This window comes from Peribacillus sp. NPDC097675 (assembly GCF_050277655.1).
Taxonomy (GTDB): Bacteria; Bacillota; Bacilli; order Bacillales; family DSM-1321; genus Peribacillus.
This window is the reverse complement of record NZ_JBNNSK010000004.1, coordinates 170,341-195,235: the sequence shown is the minus strand read 5'-3', so window position 1 is coordinate 195,235 and position 24,895 is coordinate 170,341. Positions and strand designations below refer to the sequence as shown.

The 24,895-nt window shown below is 34.2% G+C and carries 29 protein-coding genes; 24 read left to right on the top strand and 5 right to left on the bottom strand.

The features are described 5' to 3' along the window. The first annotated feature begins 950 nt into the window (after positions 1-950). The 17 genes from ACQKL5_RS08330 (at position 951) to ACQKL5_RS08250 (ending at position 15,615) form a co-directional block, all read left to right on the top strand. On the top strand, positions 951-1,808 hold the full coding sequence (locus ACQKL5_RS08330; protein WP_427607890.1) for an alpha/beta fold hydrolase: 858 nt from the start codon (positions 951-953) through the stop codon (positions 1,806-1,808). A 154-nt stretch (positions 1,809-1,962) separates the two neighbouring features. After that, positions 1,963-2,454 carry a hypothetical protein gene (locus ACQKL5_RS08325; RefSeq protein WP_427607888.1) on the top strand — a complete coding sequence of 164 codons (492 nt, stop codon included), beginning with the start codon at positions 1,963-1,965 and terminating at the stop codon, positions 2,452-2,454. Positions 2,455-2,565: 111 nt separating this feature from the next. Further along, on the top strand, positions 2,566-3,042 hold the full coding sequence (locus ACQKL5_RS08320; protein WP_427607887.1) for a GNAT family N-acetyltransferase: 477 nt from the start codon (positions 2,566-2,568) through the stop codon (positions 3,040-3,042). A gap of 24 nt (positions 3,043-3,066) precedes the next feature. Further along, positions 3,067-3,510, top strand: coding sequence for a hypothetical protein (locus ACQKL5_RS08315; protein WP_427607885.1), 444 nt, complete (start codon positions 3,067-3,069; stop codon positions 3,508-3,510). Positions 3,511-3,667: 157 nt separating this feature from the next. Beyond that, positions 3,668-4,216 (top strand): sigma-70 family RNA polymerase sigma factor, encoded by a 549-nt coding sequence (locus tag ACQKL5_RS08310; RefSeq protein ID WP_427607884.1) that lies wholly within the window; start codon positions 3,668-3,670, stop codon positions 4,214-4,216. After that, positions 4,185-5,579 carry a DUF4179 domain-containing protein gene (locus ACQKL5_RS08305; RefSeq protein ID WP_427607883.1) on the top strand — a complete coding sequence of 465 codons (1,395 nt, stop codon included), beginning with the start codon at positions 4,185-4,187 and terminating at the stop codon, positions 5,577-5,579. Before ACQKL5_RS08310 ends, ACQKL5_RS08305 begins: the two co-directional genes overlap by 32 nt. 417 nt (positions 5,580-5,996) lie before the next feature. Then, a complete protein-coding gene (locus ACQKL5_RS08300) occupies positions 5,997-6,647 on the top strand; it encodes a pyridoxamine 5'-phosphate oxidase family protein (RefSeq protein ID WP_427607881.1) in 651 nt (216 codons plus the stop codon). A 441-nt stretch (positions 6,648-7,088) separates the two neighbouring features. Beyond that, entirely contained in the window at positions 7,089-7,745 is a 657-nt protein-coding gene (locus tag ACQKL5_RS08295; protein WP_427607880.1) for a Type 1 glutamine amidotransferase-like domain-containing protein, read from the top strand. A 165-nt stretch (positions 7,746-7,910) separates the two neighbouring features. Then, positions 7,911-8,465, top strand: coding sequence for a GNAT family N-acetyltransferase (locus ACQKL5_RS08290; protein ID WP_427607878.1), 555 nt, complete (start codon positions 7,911-7,913; stop codon positions 8,463-8,465). A 707-nt stretch (positions 8,466-9,172) separates the two neighbouring features. After that, complete coding sequence (locus ACQKL5_RS08285) at positions 9,173-9,760, top strand: GNAT family N-acetyltransferase (RefSeq protein ID WP_427607876.1); 588 nt, start codon at positions 9,173-9,175, stop codon at positions 9,758-9,760. Between the two features lie 124 nt (positions 9,761-9,884). Next, positions 9,885-10,211: a YrdB family protein gene (locus ACQKL5_RS08280; RefSeq protein ID WP_427607874.1), complete on the top strand. Its 327-nt coding sequence runs from the start codon at positions 9,885-9,887 to the stop codon at positions 10,209-10,211. 576 nt (positions 10,212-10,787) lie between these two features. After that, complete coding sequence (locus ACQKL5_RS08275) at positions 10,788-11,087, top strand: hypothetical protein (RefSeq protein WP_427607872.1); 300 nt, start codon at positions 10,788-10,790, stop codon at positions 11,085-11,087. A 221-nt stretch (positions 11,088-11,308) separates the two neighbouring features. Further along, on the top strand, positions 11,309-12,097 hold the full coding sequence (locus ACQKL5_RS08270; RefSeq protein WP_427607870.1) for an MBL fold metallo-hydrolase: 789 nt from the start codon (positions 11,309-11,311) through the stop codon (positions 12,095-12,097). Between the two features lie 298 nt (positions 12,098-12,395). Further along, positions 12,396-13,211: a lipid II flippase Amj family protein gene (locus ACQKL5_RS08265; protein ID WP_427607868.1), complete on the top strand. Its 816-nt coding sequence runs from the start codon at positions 12,396-12,398 to the stop codon at positions 13,209-13,211. Positions 13,212-13,383: 172 nt separating this feature from the next. Continuing rightward, positions 13,384-13,656: an autorepressor SdpR family transcription factor gene (locus ACQKL5_RS08260; protein ID WP_427607866.1), complete on the top strand. Its 273-nt coding sequence runs from the start codon at positions 13,384-13,386 to the stop codon at positions 13,654-13,656. Further along, positions 13,653-14,279 (top strand): SdpI family protein, encoded by a 627-nt coding sequence (locus ACQKL5_RS08255; RefSeq protein ID WP_427607865.1) that lies wholly within the window; start codon positions 13,653-13,655, stop codon positions 14,277-14,279. Before ACQKL5_RS08260 ends, ACQKL5_RS08255 begins: the two co-directional genes overlap by 4 nt. 286 nt (positions 14,280-14,565) lie before the next feature. After that, a complete protein-coding gene (locus ACQKL5_RS08250) occupies positions 14,566-15,615 on the top strand; it encodes a serine hydrolase domain-containing protein (RefSeq protein WP_427607863.1) in 1,050 nt (349 codons plus the stop codon). Between the two features lie 348 nt (positions 15,616-15,963). Here ACQKL5_RS08250 and nagE read toward each other — a convergent pair whose 3' ends face one another. From nagE to ACQKL5_RS08235, 3 genes are read right to left on the bottom strand one after another with little or no spacing between them, the layout of a single operon-like run. Next, positions 15,964-17,412 carry an N-acetylglucosamine-specific PTS transporter subunit IIBC gene (nagE, locus tag ACQKL5_RS08245; protein WP_427607861.1) on the bottom strand — a complete coding sequence of 483 codons (1,449 nt, stop codon included), beginning with the start codon at positions 17,410-17,412 and terminating at the stop codon, positions 15,964-15,966. A 50-nt stretch (positions 17,413-17,462) separates the two neighbouring features. Beyond that, positions 17,463-18,302, bottom strand: coding sequence for a PRD domain-containing protein (locus ACQKL5_RS08240; protein WP_427607859.1), 840 nt, complete (start codon positions 18,300-18,302; stop codon positions 17,463-17,465). 38 nt (positions 18,303-18,340) lie between these two features. Beyond that, a complete protein-coding gene (locus ACQKL5_RS08235) occupies positions 18,341-18,838 on the bottom strand; it encodes a PTS sugar transporter subunit IIA (protein ID WP_427607858.1) in 498 nt (165 codons plus the stop codon). Positions 18,839-19,430: 592 nt separating this feature from the next. Between ACQKL5_RS08235 and ACQKL5_RS08230 the strand changes: the two genes are divergently transcribed. The 7 genes from ACQKL5_RS08230 to ACQKL5_RS08200 all read left to right on the top strand — a co-directional run bounded on the left by ACQKL5_RS08230 (position 19,431) and on the right by ACQKL5_RS08200 (position 23,607). Continuing rightward, positions 19,431-19,856: a GNAT family N-acetyltransferase gene (locus tag ACQKL5_RS08230; RefSeq protein ID WP_427607856.1), complete on the top strand. Its 426-nt coding sequence runs from the start codon at positions 19,431-19,433 to the stop codon at positions 19,854-19,856. A 203-nt stretch (positions 19,857-20,059) separates the two neighbouring features. Continuing rightward, positions 20,060-20,302 carry a hypothetical protein gene (locus ACQKL5_RS08225; RefSeq protein ID WP_427607854.1) on the top strand — a complete coding sequence of 81 codons (243 nt, stop codon included), beginning with the start codon at positions 20,060-20,062 and terminating at the stop codon, positions 20,300-20,302. Positions 20,303-20,518: 216 nt separating this feature from the next. Next, complete coding sequence (locus tag ACQKL5_RS08220) at positions 20,519-20,803, top strand: hypothetical protein (RefSeq protein ID WP_427607853.1); 285 nt, start codon at positions 20,519-20,521, stop codon at positions 20,801-20,803. Positions 20,804-21,034: 231 nt separating this feature from the next. Then, positions 21,035-22,006 carry a C39 family peptidase gene (locus ACQKL5_RS08215; RefSeq protein ID WP_427607851.1) on the top strand — a complete coding sequence of 324 codons (972 nt, stop codon included), beginning with the start codon at positions 21,035-21,037 and terminating at the stop codon, positions 22,004-22,006. 226 nt (positions 22,007-22,232) lie between these two features. Beyond that, the gene (locus ACQKL5_RS08210) at positions 22,233-22,397 is read left to right on the top strand and encodes a hypothetical protein (protein WP_427607849.1); all 165 of its coding nucleotides are present in this window, start codon (positions 22,233-22,235) and stop codon (positions 22,395-22,397) included. A gap of 405 nt (positions 22,398-22,802) precedes the next feature. Beyond that, positions 22,803-23,300 (top strand): N-acetyltransferase family protein, encoded by a 498-nt coding sequence (locus ACQKL5_RS08205; protein WP_427607848.1) that lies wholly within the window; start codon positions 22,803-22,805, stop codon positions 23,298-23,300. 139 nt (positions 23,301-23,439) lie between these two features. Then, the gene (locus ACQKL5_RS08200; protein ID WP_427607846.1) at positions 23,440-23,607 is read left to right on the top strand and encodes a DUF4083 family protein; all 168 of its coding nucleotides are present in this window, start codon (positions 23,440-23,442) and stop codon (positions 23,605-23,607) included. A 179-nt stretch (positions 23,608-23,786) separates the two neighbouring features. Here ACQKL5_RS08200 and ACQKL5_RS08195 read toward each other — a convergent pair whose 3' ends face one another. Further along, the gene (locus tag ACQKL5_RS08195) at positions 23,787-24,107 is read right to left on the bottom strand and encodes a hypothetical protein (protein WP_427607844.1); all 321 of its coding nucleotides are present in this window, start codon (positions 24,105-24,107) and stop codon (positions 23,787-23,789) included. A 351-nt stretch (positions 24,108-24,458) separates the two neighbouring features. Continuing rightward, positions 24,459-24,875: a DUF4362 domain-containing protein gene (locus ACQKL5_RS08190; protein WP_427607843.1), complete on the bottom strand. Its 417-nt coding sequence runs from the start codon at positions 24,873-24,875 to the stop codon at positions 24,459-24,461. Positions 24,876-24,895 lie beyond the last annotated feature (20 nt).

Here is a 24,895-nt window from a genome sequence, read left to right as displayed (position 1 = left end):
AGAACCTAAAGAACACTCATTACGATTGCTTATTAATAGATCTACGTTCAACATCGACTTACCTATGGTGCAATTAGAATTTCAATCATTTATTTCATATTCTGTTATAGATGAATGTTTTTCATATTCTATAGATAATTATGAAATATCAAAGGGAGAGCTATTTCGGATATATACCAAGTCAAGGTACTTGGATTTTATAAAAATAGCCACGAATGAACGAGAAGATATATGTCCATATGAAAATTACATTCATTATCAGATCCCCTGCTTAAATAACACGATTGATATTATTTCTTGTGAAGAACCCAAAATAACCATGGTAAAAGGATGAACTAACCTATGAACTCCTAATCTTGCTGACTAAGGGTGCTTTAGTAAAACACGGACATGAAAATACATTGAGCTTGGAGATTCATTTCCTGCTCATTTTTTTGTGCTGTTTATTTGATGGATAAGTTGGTATTTAAAAACTTGATAATAAATCAATGAAGTAAAACTTATTTATCTGGATTTCTATTTATTTTCACTTTTGGTTGTAATAAATGTTAATTATTGTACTTAAAGTAACGTGGCAATAGCTTCTTGAAGAGCTGAGCGATTGGCTCAATTAATATTCTAGTAGTTACTTTATTTGAGAATGACTGTGTGTTTTGAGTTAGTTTTGATGGTAATAATCTTTTTGCAATATCGAATGATAGTCAATTTTCAACGATTACAAAAACCTCAGAAAAACTCCCACCTAATACTGATTTTATTATCTATGAATACGAAGAATAGATAATTCTTCTTCAACTAACGGGCGTTAGCAGAAGATCGGGGCTGTCTTTAAGACAGCTCTTTCTTTATGGAACTAAAAGGCCAGGATGGTTCAATAGTAGCTTGAAGGATTCTCTCTGAAAATACCGAATTTACAATAATGTACATTTTTATTTTTAGGGGGAACCGTTATGTGGGAGAGAATGTTTATAAGTACATCTCGTGGTAGGTTTGAGATCTTTACCCAAGGAAAAGGAGAACCAGTGTGTATTACCCATTTATATAGTGAGTTTAATGAATTAGGTTATTATTTCGCCGACGCTTTTGTAGATCAATTTAAAGTTTACCTAATAAACTTAAAAGAAGCAGGAAACTCTTGCAAAGCAGGTATAGATGAGGAATTAAGTATGAAAGAATCCTCTAAGGATTTAGAGGCTATTAGAGATGCATTAAATCATGATAAATGGTGTTTTGCAGGGCATTCAACTGGAGGAATGCTTGGTTTAATTTATGCAACAATGTTTCCAAAATCTCTGACAAAACTATTAGTTGGAGGAGCAACCGCTACTAATAAATATATGGAACACAAAGGCAGTATGTATAGTCCTTGTAGTCCACTAAATAAAAAACTGAAAAAGATTTTTGCCGTACTAAAATCACCTGACTCTACCATTGAAGAGCGAAGGGAGGCTAATAGACAATGGACTAATATGTCTTTATATAACATAGAAAGAACGGACGAATATTTTAAAAAACCGAGCAGTGGAAAAGTTGTGCAAAAAAGGCTAGATTACTATTCCTTTAACGACTTGCTAAACTACGACATCCAACATGAACTATATCAGGTTACTATCCCGGCCATTGTTTATTGTGGAAGATACGATGCCCAATGTCCTCTTGTTTTTTCTGAAGAAATAAAGGCAGGTTTAAAAAGTTCAAAACTTTATATTTTTGAAAAAAGTAATCACTTCCCTTATCTAGAAGAGAAACAAAAATTCCTTCAGATGGTTTCTGATTACGAAGGACTGACAACGAAAACCTACTCATAATGAATAAGGAGTGCGTCAGTAAAAAATCAGAGCTGTCATTAAGGCAGCTTTTTCTTTATACAACTAAAGGGTCAGGTTAGTTCTACGAGGGTAATTTACTTTTTAAGTAGAATATGTAGAGTGTAGGTACATTCAAAGAAATGAGGTGACTATCATGGAGAAAATTCTTAGTTTATTGTTTTTGTTTGTATTGTTTATTGGTGTAGTTGCTTGTGACAAAGATATGCCGAAAGAGGCTAATATAGAAAAATTCGTTAGAGATTACAGTATGGAACGATATAACGTTAAAAACCCCTCTAATCCTCCGACTTCAGATGAAATTGCAAACAATGTTAAAGAATATTTATCAAAAGATGAATATGATACTCAAATAGCAAACCGTTATTACTCCATACCATCAATGGTTGCCAAGGAAATTAATAAAAGTATTGAGGTACAAGATCTTAACCTTGAAGAAAAAAATAAAAATGATGATAGTACAATTGATTACAAATATACTTTAAAAATTAAGGTTTATGACGAGAAATCATCTAAAGTTTATGATAAAGAAGGAGAGCTAACTATCTCCACTAAAGATAATCTATTAAAAATTACTCGGGATTTTAGTAGGGGAGTAGAAATTGATGGGGTAGATGGTGGACTTTAATAAGAGCTTATAGAACTAACGGATGCATACAGAGGTTGCTGAGGCAGCCTTTGACTAATGGAACTATAGGGGCAGGTTAGCATCATAGTATGAGTTTAGGAGGAATAGCAAATGAATAAAACTGATTATTTAGAGTTAGTGCACTTCTCGAATGAACATATGGAGATTCTGGATTCTTTTGAACTTCCTAAACAGCAAGTTCAATTCACATCATTGCCAAGAAACTATAAAGAAATAATAGAAGGCCAGTATCGAATGGTTATACTTAATAATAGGGAACCAGTTGGATTCTTCTTATTACACACAACTGAACGAGTGAAGGATTACTCAAACAACCCACAGGCTATGTTACTAACAGCATTATCAATTAATCAAGTTGAACAAGGAAAAGGTTATGCTCAGAAAGCTATGTTATTACTAAGGAAATTTGTTGCAAATGAATTCCCTGACTGTAATGAAATTGTTTTAGCTGTTAATCACAAAAACATAGCTGCTCAAAAACTGTATCAAAAAGTTGGATTTCAAGATACAGGAATTAGAAAAATAGGTATTATTGGTGAGCAATATATCATGAATTTAAAGTTGTAATATTTAATAGTTCTTATTTTCTTTATGCAATTAACGGGTAGGTTCGTTGTATCTATATCCTCAATAATTTCTACTAGTGTAACTGCTAATGCAAAAGAAGCTATTCCAGAAAGAGTAGACGGGTATTTCACAACACAGGACATTTTATCGGCTATTATTGAACCGAAATTAAACAAGATTGTTAAAGATCAATACGGGAGAGAAATGTTTGTTAACCCTATGAAGGTAAACGAGGTTTATTTTATGGATAAACTTAAATCCACTAAAGGTAAGGATACATATGAAGGTTGGATTGAACTAGATATGTTTATCATGGTCGGTGAACGAAAACCGGATGAGAATTTTAAGATGGACAGAGTTGTATTAAAAATAGACGCACCAAATATAGGTGGAACAGCACCTCATTTAATTAGCGATGAAATAGAAGGTATTCAAGTTGAGTTAGCTAAGTATTATAAACATAAATAGCATAAAAGGATCTTCCTGTCTGGAAGATCTTTTTTCAATGCCGATAAAATCGGATTATGTTAACTAATATGTAAAATCATACATTTTAAAAAACAACAATTGTATATTGAAACTTTTTTCTGTTCCTTTGTCTCTAATACTATGAAGGGAGGTTATTATGAACGAATTTAATCTTATTGAACAAGCGAAAAAAGGTGATCAAAAAGCGTTTGAACAAATATTTACCGCACAAAACAAACAGCTTTATCATACAGCTTATTCATATGTACATAATCGTGAAGATACTTTAGATATTATTCAAGAAACAGCGTGTATTGCTTATCTGTCGATCAATAAGCTTCGCAAAAATGAATATTTTGGTACTTGGTTAACACGAATCTTAATCAATGAAGCTTATAAAGTATTGCGTAAGAAAAAACCTAACCTAGTAGATCTAAAGGATAACGAAATGGATAGTATCGCTACTTTATCAGATTTTGGTGATAATCGAATGATGATTGAGGTTGGTTTGAAAGGTATGAGAGAAAATTATCAGACGGTTATTAGATTATATTATTTCCGGGATTACTCTATTAAAGAAATTGCAGACATTATGCGTCGGCCGGAAAGTACGGTGAAAACATATTTACGAAGAGCAAAGCAAAAGTTACGTGAAAATTTAGAGGAGGTTAGTCATGAGGGATTCTCGATTTCAGAACATGAGTGAAAATATTGAAGTTCCTACAGAGGATATAAAGCGGGCGATTCAAAAAGGGATTCTTTCTGCTGAACAAATCAAACAAAAACGGAAAAAGAAAAAACGGATTACTTGGGCGGCCATCCCACTTCTCGCAGCAAGTCTATTATTCTCAGTTGTCTATTTTCCGAATCAAATTAGCCATGCACTAGCTAAATCACCAGAGCTAAATAGTGCGTATCGCTATTTTTATGATACGGTAGGGCGTAAATTAATTATGCAAAAAGCAGTAACGGCATTAAATCAAACGGCTGAATCAAACGGGATTAAAATCAAATTAACGAGTGTTTATTATGATGGTGTCGAAATTGGAATTACAGGGACGATGGATGGGGAGTTAAAATATAATAAAGGCGAAGAAGACGAATATAATTTGGATTATAATTTTTTTGATGGAAAAGGTGATTCAGACCCGTGGTTAAGCAATGCACAATCACAGTTTTCTAACACTAGTAAAACACATGCAGATTTCTTAATTACATTAGATAATCCACGAGGGAAGTTAGCCAAAGATTTTACTTTACCAATTAATATTCGTGCCGCTAACTTAACGTTAGGTACATGGAAGTTTGATGTACCTGTCAAACAACTGCCAATCACGAAATTAAATGTTAACGAGACCATTCATTATCCAGAGTACGGTGTTGATATTAACGTCAAAGACTTTATTCAAGGAAAGTATAATACAAGCTATTCAATGAACATTACGCAAGATAATCCTGGTTTGGAAGTGAATGGAGGAGAGTATTCCGTACCAGGGAAGGAACGTAATGATTACAGCCAGACTATTCAATCAAAGGAAAAGCGTAATGGCAACGAGGTAAAGGAAATAAGTACGAATAAATTGGCCGCTGTTACTAGTGATACAAAATCGATTACGTTTTATCCAACGGTTACAAAAACAGAAAATACACCAAGGGCCATTTTATTGAAAAGAGGTGTTACATTAGTAACTTCACTTTCTTCTTCCAAAGTTAAATTTTTAAAAGCTGAAGAAACAGAAGAAGAAGTAATTTTAACTGTTCAGAATTTCAATACACCAAAAGATATGAGTTTTAGTGAATTGCAAAGTCACATGCAATACGGATTTGAAATTGCCACAATTAATAGTAATGACGGACATGAAGTATTTATGAACTCCACTAAGATTATTAATGGCCCAAATAGTAAAGCGGAAGTTATGGATAAGAAGCAAAGTATTTTTAAGGTCACGCTACCGAAGGTGAATGTTGAAACGACGATTTTAGACGGGAAACATTATCTTTATTATGATTTTGGGGTATATGCAGAAACGATAGCATTAAAACCATTTACAGTTGATTTAACGAAATAAAAAGCGAAGAGACTATTCCCTTCGCTTCAGATTGTATATATTACTAGAGTAGATGTTGCTTTATAAATTCACAATAAGCAGCTAAAAGGATCTTCCAGAGCTGAAGATCCTTTTTTAGTGCCGATTTAGGTTAACTATTCTCTTACATGTAAAATTACTGTATTACACCAATTAGTACAGTTAGTAGACGCTTAAAATCACCCTTTAAATTCATTTAAAGTTGTGGCCTTATTTCAAAGGGGAAATCAAAACAAGCCCCTTATAAAGCCAATATGGAGCTCTCAGAGGTATATTGAGATAAAAGGAAACAAATCTTTATAGGTTTTCCCCCTACTTTAATCATTTTCAGAAAAATACAATATAGGAATTTAAAATAGGATAAATATGATACTATTACCTTATATTTCAAATAAAAGGATGATTAAGGTGACAACCAAATACACAGATATTATCTCTACTAAAGAAGAATTTGAATGTTTTCGTTCTTCTATCGGAACTCCAAGCTTAAGAGCGAGTAATAAAGTAATTTCATTTATCGACGAGCATTGTGTTGATTTTATTTCAAATTCACCCTTTTTATCCTTGGCAACTTCTAATGCTCAAGGGCAATGTGATGTTACACCGAGGGGAGACGCTCCTGGATTTGTGCAGGTTCTCGATGAACAACATTTGTTTATTCCAGAACGACCAGGAAATCGAAGAATAGATTCTGCTCATAACATTATTTCCAACCCTAATATTGGATTGCTTTTTTTAATTCCTGGGTTAGGAGAAACATTAAGAATAAATGGTAAGGCCTATATATGTCGTGACCCTAAGCTTCTTGAAAAATGCATGGTCAACGGAAAGGTTCCTTTATTCGGAATATTGGTGGAAGTAGAAGAATGCTATGCCCACTGTGCTAAAGCATTTATTCGTTCACAGTTGTGGAAGCCTGATTCATGGTTAGAGAAAGACGATCTCCCCTCAGTTCCTCAAATGTTGGTAGCTCACTCAAAAATACCAAATGTTACTGCCGTTCAGGTAGAACAGGAATTAAATGAAGGGTATACGAATCGACTTTATTGAATTTATTCAATATGGTGCCTGTTTTATAAAGATATTACATAAGAACTTCCGAATGGTAGATAATGATGAAGTTGAATTATATACAGTTCTTTAACATTCCCTTTTTTACGGGAATGTTTTTATTTATAGTTTTAAATATTTTACTCAAGCTTCCCTAACTCATACTCTTCTGTCGCTGTTTTTGCCATCTCTTTAACTAACGGGTAAGATAGTTGAACGAACAAATGGATATATATGTTAAAGTGATGATAGAGGCTTTGTAGGTGTAGAATCAAAATAAAGTAGTACCGGTTTAAAAAATTTTGATGAAGTTGTGTCACAAACTTTTTTATTCGGCACGGTAAACGAGGCATATAGTGAATATTGTGTTGGTAACAAGATAACAGAATGAGTAACGCAGAGAAATAATATGATTTACATTTTGTTACGGTGGGGGAACTTATGAGTACTCATTATTATTTAGGTTGGTTTGATAATTTTTTCCCGGATAATCTGGGCAGGGTGTTACAGGGGGATATAACTGATAGAAACTCGCTTGCTATGATTAGCTCGAATCCATTACTTTTTGAGGATGATGGTGCTACTGAACGCTCGTGGTTTGACCAGGCTGGCATTATGTTTGATGAGTATCATTTAATTAATTATCACGTACAGAAGGAAGATGCCCAAACCTTAATCCAAAATGCTTCCGTTATTTTCTTGTTGGGTGGAAATACTCTTGAACAGAATAGGTTTTTAATGGAATATGAATTGTCGGATTCGATTAAAAAAAGCAGAGCCGTTGTGATGGGAGCAAGCGCTGGTGCGATCAATATGTCCGCTAAATGGTTATGTTCGAAAAGCTTCGGCTATAAAGTTGAAATGAGCTCTGTTTACGATGGAATCGGCCTTGACAATTTTTCCGTCTTGTCTCATTTTGATCTTGAAAATAACATTGCATTGATTCAAGGCGAACTGTCTCCTTTATCGGAAGAAATTGATATTTATGCGTCTAACAAAGATTGCGCAATACGTGTAAAGGGAGACAAAATCGACATTTTAGGTAATGTATATTTAATTTCCCGCTCAAAGATTCAGAAATTGGATGAGACACTCTAGTCATACTGTGAAAAATTGTACGTAACATCAGGGGCTTTACTTCAACAAGGGAGGTTGCTGCGGCAACATTTTTTTAATGAACGAAATAGGCAGGTTAGTTGAAGTTTTTGAAATGGAGAGATTGTAAGAGTTAAGAAAAGACCTAAATAGAAAGGTTGTTTTTATTTGAACAAATTTGACTGCATTTCAGAAACAGATAGATTAGTAATAAGACCATTAAAAGAAGATGATTTTAAAAATTGGCTGAGCGAATTTAAAAATAGACTTCCATCTCAACACAGGTATGATCAAGGGCAGATCGATATGAGTGAATGTACAGAGGAATGGTTTACCAACTTAGTGAAAAAACATCAAGAATTAGCATCGAATGATATAGCCTATGTTTTTGGTGTCTTTAGGAAAGAAGACGGTACACATCTTGGAACGATAGATTTCTCAACCTTAGAGAGAAATGACTTTCAATGGGGTAGGATAGGCTACACTATTCATAATCAATATTGGAGAATGGGTTATTGTAAGGAGGCAGTAAAAGAAGCCCTTAATATCGCCTTTAAAAACTTGAATTTTCACCGAATTGAGGCTCATATAAACGTTGATAACACACCTTCTTATAAGTTAGCAGAGAATGTAGGAATGGAGTTTGAATGCATAAGAAAAGGATTTATCTTTGAATTTGGTGAATGGACTGATAATCTGGTTTATTACATAAATTCCAAATAGAAAATTCTCAACTACGAGGTTCGGTAGTTGGGAATTTTCTATTTAGTGGCCTTTTTGCTTAATGAACTCAAGGGGCAGGATGGTTCTAGATGCGTAGTGTATAAAACTTTTTTGAGTCATATGGAAAGAAACGTTTTTTAAACTTATATAAAACCAACCTTCTAAATCATTATTAATATTTGTATAATATAAACAGGAACCAAAATTTGTTTAGAATGGAGATTATACCCATGAGTAAAAAAGAAAGGTACATTATCTACATGCTGACCGGTATATTTTTAATCTTTTTCTCAAGAAGAAATGTTATTGTAACTACTAATAATAAAACAATAAATATAAACTCTAAGGATTAAATAAAATTCTTTTTTAATGTTGTACCTATCTAGTAGTTTTCGTTGCAGTCGTTAAATGAATCATAGACTGCATTTCCAAAACTGCTTACTTCACAGTTTTTGTCAACACAGCGATAAGTCTTATAGAACTTTCGGGTGCATTACTTCAATGTTGCTGAGGCATCCTTTTTCTAATGGAAAAGGAGCAGGTTAGTTCTACAAGGTTTTGTTTATTCTTATCTTTTTAAAAGAGAGAATATTATGTTTTTGGAGGGCTTTTCAACTAACGGTAAGGTTAGTGAGCACTTACGGTGGCTTAATTTTTGCTTTGTAAGTTTATCATACAAACAACATTGAATTTAAGGAGCTAGATAGATGGAAATTAGACAATATCAAGTTGAAGATGAAATAGGGTGGGTTAGATGTAGAGTTTTATCTTTTTTAGATACTGCCTACTTTGACAATGTTTATCCGAATAAAGAGGTATACGAAAATCCAGCAATTGAATTAGTAGCTGTTGAGAACAATCAAATTGTAGGATTATTAGATATTGAATATGAAATTAAGGAGAGAACTGTTTGTTCTAGGGGGACGGGTATTGGAGGAATGATATGGCATATTGCAGTTCATCCTGATTTCAGGAGAAAGGGTATTGGTACGCAACTTCTAAAAGCAGCAGAAATAATAGCTATAACTAAAGGGCTAAATCGTTTTGAAGCGTGGACACGAGATGATGAATGGGTAAATAACTGGTATGTAAATAGTGGATTTAAGAAAGTAGAATCCTATTTACAAGTGTTTATTGAGGGCAATAGTGAACTTAAAGGTGCAATTAAAAGTGAGTTACCTGACCTTTTTCCCATTCAGGCTTTCGCTCATTACATTGGAGAAGAAAATGAACAAATAAAGAAAAAGTTTAAAAGAGTATACGAATGTAATTGTTACGAAAAAATGTTGAATTAATTGATTTCACAATACCATCTCTTATTATTACGGGTTTGTTGTTGAACTCACTGTGGCGGTAGTTCAACAAGGAGATAGTATATTTTAACAAGAAATACAACTGAAAATTTTAAGGATGGTTTGGATGGTAATTAACATAACACTTCGTTTTATTTTAGAAGTATGTGCCTTAGGTTTTTTGACTTATTGGGGATTTCAAAGTAGTCAAGGTATCCTAATGAAGTTGGTATTAGGTATAGGCTCACCTCTGCTTATAGCAATTATATGGGGTGTATTTGGTTCTCCTGCTGCCCCAATACCAGTCCAAGGAATTCTTCGAACATTACTAGAATTATTAATTTTTGGCTTAGCAACATTAGCTTTATATTCTTCCGGAAAACCAACTCTAGCAATTATTTACGCAATTTTAGTGGTGGTCAATCGTATTCTGATATACATATGGGATCAATGAATAAAATCTACTTTGATACCCAGGAGAACTCACATCAGTGACACAAATCTCTTGGGTATTAATTTTTCTCGCTTTTATTGCTCAACGGTCTAATAGAACTAACGGATGCGTATTGAGAAACGGGACTGTCTTTGGTGGCTTTTTTGTTTATTGAATTAACGGGGCAAGTTAGTTCAATGAGATAAAATTATGGATATTTATAATTGACTTGTATTTACCTTTGGGTAATCTGCTTCTTATGAGAAATAATGTTTTTTGTAAAAGAATTATGTATAGGAGGAAAAGGAACCAATGCAGTATTCTATCAAACCCATTGCCTTTGTAAATAATATTAGAAAAGATATTTTGGATGATAATTGGGGTTCAATCCTATCAACAATTGAACTTGAGAAAAATATACAGAATCTTCATTGAAAGGTATTAATGAATTCTCACAATCATATATTCAATTCAAATGAAAAAATACACTTGTTCAACTATAGGCTCTTTAATTGAAGGAATAAATTTTAAATAACATAAGTTTTGATTGTGGTAAAATATGTTATTAGGACAGCTAAATTATTGGGAGGTTTTTAGATGAAAGGAAAATTAATTTTAACCCTTGGTTTTGCGGGAGTTTTAGCAGTATCAATCGGTTTTACGAAAGACCTGCAAAAGACAGAAGCATCGGAAGTTTCCTCAAAACAAACAGATACAAACAAACATGTTACTAGAGAGGAACAAGAACGTAGAGAAGGTATGTTAGTTGAAGGAAAAGATGCTTACACGGTTATAACAGTAGAAGAGCAAAATATGGTAGAAAATAGTTCAACTCAACAAGGGTTTGTTTCACAAGAAAATGGGACAGGTTTCTATTTCGAAAAAGAGAAAAAATAAGTGTAATTCTTTAACAAACAGGAATGTTAGCGCCATAAGAAGGCCGCCAATTGGCGGTCTTTTCAATGTATGATCCTTAAAAAAATCATACATTCAAATTCAGGTGAAAAATTAGCCTTGTTAAACTAGCGGGATAGTTGAGGAGTGACTATAAGAGGTTTTAAGTAAATTAAGGGAGAAATACTACTAATATAAGAGTTTAGAAAGGGGAACTAAATATATTGGTTAAAATTAAAGACTCATGGTTTACAGTAAATCAAATAGATAATACAACTTTCGTTATTAGCGAGTATGGACATTGGGAAAAAGTTCACTCTTATTTATTAATTGGCGAAGAGAAAGCTGCACTAATTGATACGGGTCTAGGGATTGATAACATAAAGAGGATTACAGACCAGCTGACAAACTTACCGATTATTGTTCTAACAACACACGTCCATTGGGATCATATTGGAAGTCACGGTGAGTTTAATAATATTTATGTACATAAAGATGAAGAAGATTGGCTAGTCAGTGGTATTAAGAAACTTTCTATCGAACAAATCAGAAAAGATGTAAGTCGTGATATTACAATACCCACGCCGGAAACCTTTAATCCAGACACTTACAAACCCTTTCAAGGTAATCCTACAGGTTTGTTAAATGATCGGGATGAAATAGATATAGGCGATAGAAAATTGACTATCTACCATACTCCAGGACATTCTCCGGGTCATATTTCAATTTTAGATAATAGTAAAGGTTATCTATTTACAGGTGATTTGCTTTATGACGGGACTCCAGTGTATGCTTTTTTCCCAACGACCAATCCTGTGGATTTAGCGAAATCATTAAAAAAAATATCCAACATTCCCAATGTAACGAAGATTTATGGTGGACATAATACAATTGGTCTTGATGCAAGTCTTTTACAAGAAGTGAACAATGCAGTTGAAGAGCTTAAAGAAAAAGATCAGGTAAGATTCGGAACTGGAATTCATAAATTCAAAGGATTTAGTGTGCAATTTTAATCATTATTATTGTATTAACGAGAGCCTTCTTAATGGATAATTCTTACACAAATTATCCATTCAACTAAAAAAACGACAAATGGTCAACTTTCTAGATTAGGGGCTATGTGAACTGAAAAAAAGAGAATGGCTGCCAATTGGCAGCCATTTTGAATGTACGAAGCTTAGTATAATCATACGTTCAAAAGCCTGATAAAAAAAATTCTTATTCAACTAAAGGGACAAGATGGTTCTAAAATACAAACTTGTAATATTTGTGGTAATATAGGAAGAAAAATATTGAAGTGGGTAATTTGTATTGGAACTCTTAACAGAAAGATTAATTCTTATATCTCTATTTATATTTATTATCCATTCTATCGAAACGCTTGCATATGCAGTCAGATTATCTGGTGCAAGAGTAAGATTGTTGGCTTCAGCTCTATCCTTATTTAACTTGATGGTTATGATTTCTCGATTAGCGAATATGATGCAGCAACCATTTACTGGGAGCCTGGTTGATAATGCTCCAAAAGTAAATACACTAGAGTTTGTTGAACACCAATACAGGATCATTATTGGTTCATCAACGTTAGGAACCATAATGGGTATTCTTTTACTTCCTACTTTTATTGCTATTTTTTCAAGAGCCATTGTTCATTTAGCTGAAGAAAGAGGTTCTATACCAGCTTTGATTAAAAAGGGGATAACTTTCGAATACATTAAGCGTGGGATAAAGCACATTCATTTACCAAAGTTTTCTTACTTAAAGGATATTAGCTTGAAAGATATTCCCATAAGATTGTTTTTAATTAATATGGTAATTACTGCGATCTATACAATCGGAGTGCTATCTGCGTTATATGCTGCTTTAATAGCTCCAGAAAGGGCAACAACAGCTATTATGGCATCGGGTCTTATAAATGGAATAGCTACCATTTTACTTATCATTTTTATTGACCCTAAAATATCTATTCTTGCTGATGACGTAATAAATCAAAAGGGAAGTTATCTTAATCTCAAGGGTGTCTCCCTTATGATGGTTACTTCTCGTTTATTAGGAACGATTCTGGCCCAAGTATTTTTTATTCCAGGGGCAGGGTATATTGCGTGGTTTACTAAATTTATTGTCTAATATACGGGGCGTTAACTCCATTAAAGGCTGCCAATTGGTAGCCTTTTAATGGATGATTTTACTTACAATAATCACATATTAGAAAGTTCATTATAAATTTACATAAATGTATTAAAATGGTAACATATAGTTATATAGCTATATGTTGATATTTAGAAAGGGAGGCGTGCGATTGTTTGATGTGTATAAAGCGATAGCTGATGAAACTCGAAGAAAAATATTAGATCTCTTAAAAGAAAAAGATATGACTGTAAGCGAAATTGCAGGATTTTTTACAATTTCTCAACCAAGTATCTCTCAACATCTTGCTATATTGAAAAGTGCCAATTTAATCAGCTCATATAAAAAAGGTAAATATGTAATTTACTCATTGAATTTAACAGTTTTCCAAGAAATATTAGGGTGGGTTTTTAATTTTACTAATATCAAGGAGGATGGAAAATGAGACATTTCTGGGCTTTGCTTAGTTCTTTTATTTCAATAATACTTCTATGGGTATTTTCATATAACTATTTACCGAATGAAGTAGCAATGCACTTTGATTCTAATGGTAATCCGGATCAATATGGAGGAAGACTTTTCATAATGGCGATGTTCTTGTTATTAAGCTTCGTTCTCTTATTGATAACATATTTATTCGTTGTTTATGATAAAAATAATCAGAATAAACAGAAAGTTAATACCCCAATTACCACTTTTATGATTATCTTCAGTTGCGCTCTAAACGTTTTATTCTTGCTGAACATTAAAGATGAATCTCTGCAAACAGGAAGATTTTTATTCGTTCTAATTGGTTTGTTTTTTGTACTGATTGGTAATTATTTACCCCAGATAAAGAAAAACTATTTTATTGGCGTGAGAATAGCTGCAACCCTAAGCAAAGAAACAATCTGGAAAAGAACACAGAGGTATTCCGGTTTTGTCTTTCTTATAGTTGGTGTACTTATTGCACTAACCTCCTTAATCCCTATCACAATAGCAATTATGTTATCAGTTTTTATACTTCTATTAGGAATTACCTTTATATACATGTATGCAACGAGAATTGAAAAAGAAATACAAGAATGATAATAATTATTGTCTTTCTTTTTTCTTGAGGTTTCTGAAATAAAACAAATCTATAATCTTTATTTGGTAATGGACAATGTTTAACGGATGCTTTAGCTTCATGTGAAGTCCAGAAGTGCATTATTCTTTTTAGTCTTGAAGTTATATGGATGCATCGTTTAATAAAAAGTCAGTCCTTTTGTGCGTTTTATCCTTTTGTTTGAGTTAATTTATGAATAGTTCCCAAACTGAAAAATCAATATAGATGGTGAATTAATAATGGATAACCTATGGGAGAGTAAATATTATGTTTGAAATTAGTGATAAGACATTAAGATTAATTAAAAAGACATGCAAAGGAAAAAAACATTTAAAATTAACGATTGGCTATTTAACGGATAATAATTCCGTAGTGAAAATTTATAATGAAAACGGCGAACTTGATGCAACTACAAAATATCATTATGAAGTTGGCTCTATTACAAAGACCTTTACCGCATCTTTGCTATCAAAATATGTATTTGAGAATAAGTTGTCCTTAAACGATTCAATCCAAAGATATATTGAAGAACTTAGGGAAGACGAATATTATCCTACATTGCTCCGTCTTGCTACTCACTCTTCTGGATATTTAGCAAGACTGCCATTAAATAAGCGGGAATATTTTAACCTGATTTTGGGTTTGATAAGTGGCGGTGGTGATATGAGTAAGAATAACCCGATAACAATGGAATTAAATAAAATGAAAATGCTATTGGAAAAAAATAAATTAAAAGATAAGGAGTATTCATGGAAATACTCGAATTTTGGTATGGCACTAATTGGAAACGTGTTGGGAAATGTATCAGGCAGGGGCTATTGGGAAACGATGAATGAGTTTGTGCAAAGTGAACTTGGATTAAGCGATACCTATTTAGGAGCATCAAATAATAATCTACATGGTTATGATAGAAAAAATAATGATTGTGGAAACTGGGAATGGAAAAAAGACAATCTTATGTCACCTGCAGGTGCAATAAGTTCAACTGCTTATGATTTACTTGAATATGCGAAAATAAATATTGAAGAAGAGAAACCATATTTGTATCTAGGTCATAAAAAGCATGGAAATGGAAATAAGAAGTATGATATGGGCCTTGGATGGTGGCTTTTAAAGAAAAATAATCATGTTATTGTGCATGGTGGTGGAACAGGCTGTTTTAGTTCTTTTTTAGGGATTGATAAAGAAAAGAAAGTTGCCTCGGTAGTTTTGGCTAACTATAGATTAGGTATGAATGACGATGAAAAAATAGGAATTACTTTATTAGAAAGTCTACAGAAATCAAGAGATGAAGAAGAATTATCAACAAAATGGTGAGAATTCACCTACCATATTTAAAGCCTAAACTAGCGGGTGTGTCAGTTTAAGATATAAAGATAAGACCATGTTCTAGAAGATGAATGATTTATCGAGGCTTAGTAAAATATTGAAACGGAGCGGTGGGGGAGAAACGAGCAGCTAGGAAGTAGATTCTTGTCACCACTTAGGATGAAAGGGAGTTGAAAGGATTTTATCTCTTATCGAGTACATTGAAAATTTAAAAATGATAGGGAGGAGGGACATGACAGAAGCAAACAAAAAGCCGTGGACCTATAACAGATTCACAGCTACTTTTTATTCATCTATTAAGTTCTAATTGACCCGGCTATTCGATGGCCCATTTCTTCATTTTCGGATTTTTTCCATTTCATCAGCTACAAATTGTACCTGCGTTCCAACAATCACTTGAATGCTTTGTGGCCCAACAATATTGATTCCTGGAATTCCTGTTGATTTAATCTTATCTTGGTCAACCGCATCCATGTTTTTGACCTCAATTCTTAAGCGTGTAATACAATTATCAATAGACGTCACATTAGCGTCTCCACCTAGACCATCGTAAATTGTGGACGCCATGACTGCGAATTTATTTTCGGCCGGTGAAGGGCTTGCATCTACCTCCACACCGTCATCTGTATCTGCTTCCCTACCAGGAGTGGCTAAGTTGAACTTCGTAATTAAGAAACGGAATAATACATAGTAAATCACCGCAAAGACTAACCCTTGAAGTAGTAGCATATATGGCTGATTAGCCAGTGGTAGTCTTGAACTTAACACGAAGTCGACAAATCCTGCACTAAAACCAAATCCTGCTGTCCAATGGAAAAATGCTGCAATGGCTAAAGAAATACCTGTTAAGGCTGCATGAACTACATAAAGGGCCGGAGCTAAAAACATAAATGAAAATTCAAGTGGTTCTGTAACCCCTGTAAAGAAAGAAGCAAACCCTGCTGCTAACATTAATGATGCCGCTTGTTTTTTTCTTTTCGTTTTAGCAGTATGATACATGGCTAAAGCAGCGGCTGGTAGACCGAACATCATGATTGGGAAGTAGCCTGCTTGATACATCCCTGTAGTTCCCTTTGTTCCGGTTCCTGCCCAGAAATTTCCGATATCATTAATTCCAGCTACATCAAACCAAAAAACGGAGTTTAAGGCATGATGCAATCCTGTTGGAATTAAAAGTCTGTTAAAGAATCCGTATAACCCTGCACCAACAAAATCTAACTTACTGATGGCTGTACCGAAAGATACTAGTCCTGTAAAGATTACTGGCCATGCAATGAATAATATCGCGGAAACCAACAGCATGGAAACGGCTGTCATGATGGGCACCAAACGTTTTCCACTAAAGAAGGATAGCGCAGCTGGCAATTGAACATGACTAAAACGATTGTACATGATGGAGGCTACTATTCCGGAAAGTATCCCAACAAATTGATTTTCTATTTTCTCAAAGGCAGGGTTTACATGATCTGCATCAATGCCTTGGAGCATAGCTACTGAATCTGTCGAAAGCAAAGTGGTAACGACTAGGTAGGCGACCAACCCACTCAATGCAGCTGATCCGTCTTTGTTTTTAGACATACCTAGTGCTACCCCGACTGCAAATAAGATTGACATGTTATCAATAATGGATGATCCAGCTTTAATTAAGAACGCTGCTATCGGATTATCTGCTCCCCAACCCGAAGGATCTATCCAATAACCGATCCCCATCAAAATGGCTGCAGCTGGCAACACTGCTACTGGTAACATCAATGAGCGACCGATTTTCTGTAGATATTTCTTCATGTAAAAGACCCCCTAACGATTTTTTATGAATTCTATAACACTATAATTCTTTACATTTTCTCTTCTACACTCCAACGCTGCTTTAATCTCTCTATATGGAGGGAGATGTAGCCTAGTTCACATTCCGGAAGTTCCATTTCATAAGTGTTCAGCAATACTTTAGCTACTTCCTTTGAGCAATTATAGGAAACCGGAAACTTCTTTTTTATCATTTCTAGCATTTCCTCATCCATGGTATGAAGTTCAAAATGCTTTACTCTAGAGATGGAATGACGAAGATGTGTAATTAATCGGTGGTAAGAAATATCATCATGATCGATCTTGATATCCAAATATTCAGTAATCGTTTGGATCAAATCACTGATAATGGCTGTCTGTCTAACGGTTTCCTTCATATCTCCATTTTTTGGTTTCGCCGTATGGATATGAAGTGCAATATAGCCAGCTTCATCTATTGGCATTTGAATTTGAAACCTCTCTGCAATGTGCTGTAATGCCCACATCCCGATATCATATTCAGTTTTGTAGAGCACTTTAATTTCTTGAAGAAGCTTATTCTGTAAGTGAATGCCTTCTTGTTCTCTTTCAATTGCAAAGGACAGATGGTCTGTTAGGGCAATATGGATATGGTCACTTAATTTCACACCTAACTTTTCTTCTGCATAGGAAATGACTTCTTCTGATATTTCGAAATGTTTTTCGGGAATTCTCAATATAAGTTGCTGGAACTTATCCGTCTCCTCCATAACAAAAAGCTTTTCAACATTTTGTGCTTTGACAAGATCATTTCTTCGCTTATTAAAGGCAATGCCTGTGCCAATGGCTATTTTCTCCGTTTGACCGTCTTCAACCACTACCGCGTTATTATTCAAGATTTTTTTGATTTTCACCTAAATATTCCTCCTCGAACAGGTGGCATAGGAAATTTTTACTTAGTCGTCACCTTCATAACAACCGTTTCACCCATTCTTGCAACTTTATCCAAAGACATTTCATATTTATGTGTATCCGTTTGACTGTTGGTAATAACCATAATCAACATATCGCTTTTTGCCTGTTCTTTAATAAGCTGTAAATTATATGTCAGTAATAACTGCCCGACACTTATGGAATCTCCGACGTTTACCTTTACATCAAATCCCTCACCTTTTAGAGCAACTGTTTCAAGACCAATATGAATCAATATTTCAGTTCCATCATCAGTCTCTATACCAATGGCATGCTTTGTAGGAGCTACTTGTATAACCTTTCCATCAATAGGTGATGCTACATTTCCATCAATCGGAATAATAGCCACTCCTTCCCCCATCATTTTTTGATTGAAAACTGGATCTGGTACATCTTCTATGGAAAGAATCTCTCCATTTATCGGTGCATAAATAAACGGTGATGTTTTTTGGTTTTTCCTAAATAATTTTGAAAACATTAGAGGCACTCCTTGTTCCTAATTTTAGTTCGTTTACTAATAATTAACTTTAGATAAACACAAAAAAGGCACGGAAGTAACCAATCAAAAGAATCAAAAATTCTTTCAACTGTACCACCCTGCCTGAGCGAATCAGTAACATGTGATCAATATGGAATATTACTTATAAAATAACATTAGTGATGAAAAAAAACAATATGGTTTGAATAATATTTTTGAATGTTCTAAATAGTTTACCACTGTGGTCAGGATAGAATACTGAGAGGTTGGGATGGCGTTGGCAACGGCTGGAGAAAAAATTCACTAAAGCGGGAAAAGATAAGAAGATAAAGCACTTCTAGTTAGCGGAATCTACTGGATCTAAATTAACCGGCATACTATTTAAAAAGAAATCAAACAAGACATCTATTCTGACGCTAGAATGGAATAATAATCATACCGAAATAACGGTCACATTGCCGAATGGAAGACCCGATACATATAAAAAAGCAGAGACGGGCGAATTTTATTCAGACTATGAGCTAATGGGACAGGATAGTTCAATAAAGATGATGAATATACTATATAAATTTTTCTAAGGGAGTGAAGTTAAGTGGGGATCAGATTAGCAAATATAAAAGATTGGAAGGCAATAACGGATTTGCTAGGCCAGTTGGATTATTTAGATACTGAAACCTTCATTAAAGATAAAATAGAAAGACTCATCACTCATCCTGATGAGGAATTATTGGTTTATGAGGATAATGAAAGAGTAATTGCTTTTATTTCAATGCATTACATACCCCAAATAGCGTTGATAGGTGATTTTGCTAGAATAAGTTATTTTGCAGTAGATTCAATAAGTAGAGGTAAGGGAATTGGACATGAGATTGAAGAGTTTTGTACTGAGTTAGCTAAGAAGCGAAACTGTGACAGACTTGAGGTTCACTGTCATTCAAAAAGAATCGATGCACATAGATTTTATTCCCACCAAGGCTATTCTGAATCACCAAAATACTTTATTAAGATGATAAAGTAATTCTTATTTCGAATTTCTTCAACTGGTACTTTATTTCAAAAAGAGAGTTGCCTTCGCAGCTCTTTTTCTCATGAAACTCACGGGAAAAGGTGATTTTTCAAAGGATAAAAGGAGATAAGACGAAAAAATTCTATATGGGTGAATAAGATACTTGTTTATAATAGATATAACAATAAGGCTGTATGACATAAGGTGGTAAAAAAATGAAGTTGGAAGATGTTGCGTATAGTATTACGATGTTCACGGTAATCCTGTTTCTTAGTCCGTATCTTGATAGAATTCCTATATGGATCTCTATGTTGTTTATGGCCGTGCTAGTTATTAGCTTGAATCCTATTTTGTCTAAAATCAAATTTCTTCAGAAATCGGTATCAAAAAAAGTAGGCTGGCCGACTATCCTCATAGTATGTATTATCGTAGGAGCACTGAATAATTTAATCAACTAATGTGTTTTACTGAAGATATAAAATAAACAACTCAGAGGCGATGCAAAGAAAATGCTTAAACTCGTATCGATTAATTTACTTCCAGTCGTAATTATCCATTTTTTATTTTTTCTCTTCACACAAAATACAAGACTAAATGATTCTGGTAATATTTCATTTATTCAATTGTTATTTGAACTATGTACCCCCTTCCTACTATTGATAATGAATTACAAGATGGCTGTAAAAAAAGATAAAACCTATTTTACGCCTAATTTTTTCCTTATTCTGATTAGTAGCGTGCTTGGAATAGGGCTGGGTTTCTTAAACTGGGGACTCGATGCTGGGGGTTATACTCTTCAAAATGATCTTGGTGGTAATGTCCTTCTACATCCTGATGCGGAAACATACGGAATTGTGATGTTAGAGGTACAAATCAATGTAATGGTCAGTTTCATTGGTAGTCTGCTATGTTCGATCATTTTACTAGTGAAAAACCGCAAAAAACGATCACTTAAATAAGTCATTAATGAACGATCAGATGCTTAGTTCACTAAGTATTTTTGAAATCAGATACTAGTAAGTAATGTTGTCAGGACATTAGCAAATACTAGAGATATCCGGCCGTCGCATAGTTTTATTTTCCAATCTAACTCTGTGATGGTTTAGTAAACTATAAAACTTCTTGACGTCAACAATTCCATCCACTATAATCAAATCTTGTGAAAAAAACCAGGAAAAGGATGGGGATAAATGAAAAAGATTCTTATGGCAGCTTTGGCATCCTCAATGCTATTATTATCTGCGTGCTCAGATGAGACGAATTCAAAAGAAGCGGAAGTTATTAAGACTGATACTAAAGTGTCAGCTGAAACGGATGCAGCAGCTACGATTAAAGGAAAAGATTACGATGAAAACGGCGGAGCGGATGCCTATGCATCCAAGGGAGATCATGCCGATTCTCGTTATTATAAAGCACCTGATTTCTTTCATATGAAGTCAGATGATCAGGTAGTATTGATTGAAAACTATCAAACGATGCAACAAACTACGGAATGGTCTTGTGGGCCTGCCACAGCATTGATGGTGGCGAATCATTTTGGGTACACGGAGCTTACGGAGATGGATATTGCGAAGAAGATGAAGTCGATGACAGACTTAGATGTTGAGGGCGCATTGCCAGGAACCGCGAATAATTTCCCGGAATATGGTACGAATGTTTCTCAAATTTATGATTTCTTCAAGAACTTGAAAGGGTTTGAGGTTGTCGAATCAAGCTATCGCGAAGATTACAAGGACGAAGATTTAATCCAAGCGAGTAAAGAGGTAACGGAAAACAACGTAGGCAACCTGCCTGCCACCTTCACTTGGAACAGCTTGTATGCTTCAGAAAACAGTGAAACGACAGAAGCTTTTGTAGAAGATGCGAAAGATAGCTATTTCGTGAAATGGCTGACGAATCATTTGAAAAACGATCGTCCCATCATGGTTGAATGGGGAGACTGGGATGGCCACTGGCAATCGATTATCGGTTATGACAATAACGGCACACCAGGCATTGGCGATGATACATTGATCTTCGCTGACCCATACGATACATCAGATCACTCTCAAGATGGCTATTACTTCTATCCATTAGAGCGTTGGTTTGGACAATGGAATGACCGTAACATCGCACCAAAACCATTCCAATTGCAACCTTATATTGTAGTCGATAAAAAATAAATAGATAGGAGCGGCACTATTCACTGATGTGGAAATTGCCGTTTTTTTGAATTGAATTACAGTCTTGTAGATATATTTTTGTGGAAAAGTTTTGTTGCGTACGCATTTGTAATTTCTGAGTTGTAATACATATAAGAGTACTATTTTGGCAATTTCTCTATAAAAACCCTTACTATCGTAGTATAATTATCGTGTATAAATAAGTAAAAACGAAAAAGGGGATAAAATGCATCAAAAGATAAAATCTTTTAATAGATGGATAAGAGATTTGCAAAGTTTCTTGGAAAAGGTTGCCATACTCTTAGAGTCAATAAAAGAAGTCGGGAAAAAGGTAATTCACTTTGCCGGTGCAGTATTAGGGTTAGTTTTAATAGTGCGTTGGTTATTCTAACTTTACCTTATCTTTTGGATTATTAGGCAGCATTTTGAATGAATGATAGTGGAAAATGATTTAAAAGTAGTACTTAAAAAAGTGATTTTTAGCCATATAAAACTTTTAGGTAGGATCGTGTGGTCCGCTTTGAGTCTCTTTGGTTTAATGTATGTATTAATTGTAATGGTTAAAGACATATTTGGATTCCTTTTTTAGGAGGCACAGGCTGTCGACGATAGAGTGTGACTTTCTTACGAGCTAAATATATGAATGTAAAGATGCAGAAACCATAAACTTTTATGGTTTCTTTTTATTTTGCGTTCAAATGATACCTTATTTAGAAAAAATGTTAAAATTAGGGTTATCCAAACGTGAGGCCTTTTACACTGAATCAGCAATTGGGGAATGGAGAGGGGGATCAGCATGGTAATAAGAGAAATAAGGGTGGAAGATGCCGAGCACTTTATAAGTCTAGTAAAGGATGTTGAAAATACATCTGAATTTATGCTTATGGAGCCAGGGGAAAGACAGACAACACCTGAACAACAAAGAAAGCAGTTAGAAGCGATGGAACACCATGAGAATTCAACGATTTTTGTTGCCGAAGAAGAAGGGAAATTAATTGGTTACTTGATTGCTATGGGCGGTAGAGCGAAGAAAACAATTCATTCAGCTTATCTTGTTATAGGCATTTTAAAGGAACATAGAGGAAAAGGAATCGGGAACAGTTTATTCCAAAACGTGATGAAGTGGGCTCCACAACACCAAATTTCACGGCTGGAATTAACGGCAGTGACTCAAAATGAGACAGCTGTAGCTTTATATAAGAAGTATGGTTTTGATATAGAAGGAACGAAAAGAAACTCACTTGTCATCCAAGGAAAATCTTATAATGAGTACTATATGGCAAAAATTTTATAACAGGTAGCGCGGATAACTCGTATTCTTTAATACATAGGGTAAATATATACCTTGGTGCCAAGAGTCAAGCACAGAAGCGCTATCGGTACAGCTATACATCCTGTATTACAGTTGATTCCAAAAGGAAAGGTGGATTTTTTTGGGAGATATACTCTTTCAACTAACTAGTTTTATTTTATTGTTCGGGATGATTTTTGCCATTTACTTTTTTGTTCAGGCACTCGTTTCAAGACCTCGCCAATCTAATTCCATAGAACAAAAACTTGATAAGATCATTGAGCTGCTTGAAAAGGATAAAAGAGAGTAAGAATCTATTAATAGACAAGAACTTTTCTTCTTGCTTGAAAATAAATAGCTCTGTTCGTAAAGATTGTTGTTATCAGCTATATAAAACAGGGACAGCGATAGTTTAGCTGTCCCTGTTGTTGAAGTAACGCACCCGTTAGTTTAAGTATGATTCTTCACAGACTAATATCAGATACTTAGCTAAAGAATAGCAATATTTTTTTCTCTAAAGGCAATTATATATAAATCGTCTGACCATTGTATTTCACTACCAAACAGTTGTTTTCTTATAATCTTAAAAAATTCAATATTGATAGTTGGGAGAGTCTCCTCAAAACCATCTCTTTTATCTAGTAGCATTAATGAATGAATAATAACTCTGTAAATATGAGGGAATTGTTCTTTTATTTCTGAGGAATACTTCAAAAACTCTTCCAAATTTTTATCAAAATGATGGCTTTTATAATTTTTAAGTCCATTAGTAAAAGGAAATCCACTTTCGTCTTCCCAATCTGTTAACAAACCTCAAAAAGCAATTAATGAACCTGCTCTATGTCGTATATCACTGTCATTAAAATGATTATAAAAAGGATAGAGAAACTCTCCGCATCAATCCAAATCAATCATTCCAGAATCTGCAATAATATACTCTTGTAATCATTCGTATATTTCGTTGAATTCCTTTTCCATCTTTTCATCCCAACTATCATTATAAAAGTAAACTTTTGATATTCCACTAACCTGCCACTTTAGCTCATTAAGACAAAGAGCTACCAATGCAAGTCGCCTAGTAAAGTATCACCCATTTGTTGATTAAGGAATCAATGTGTGATAGAGAGTCGTTGAGAATTTCACAGTCAATCAGCACATTAATTACCTTCTTTCTGCTAAGTAATAAGGTATTTCGTACCCTTGGCAACCAATGATCGAGTATTTGGTTCCTTCAACTAACATTTTCTCGCATCCAAATGTGTTAATTTCTCCACGCCCGTACTCATCTCTAGTGGTATCATCAGTAATTTCAATCTGCTCTCCGTTATAGGTTAAATCAGTTAGTAGTGGGTCTCCTTCTTTTGTGTAAGCAACCACACGAATCTTATCCTTTTTCCCTGTTTCTGTATTCTTGATAAATTCTTTTAACCTAGTTTCGTTTTTAAGATCACCATTATTTGTATTCACAATATCCGTATCAGAAGGAACAAAGTTCTTTGAATCAGTCTTCATATTGACACAACCAACTATAAGCAAAAATATGATGCTGACAGTTGCAAAACCTAAATATCTTATCATAAACTCCCCCTTTATTTATA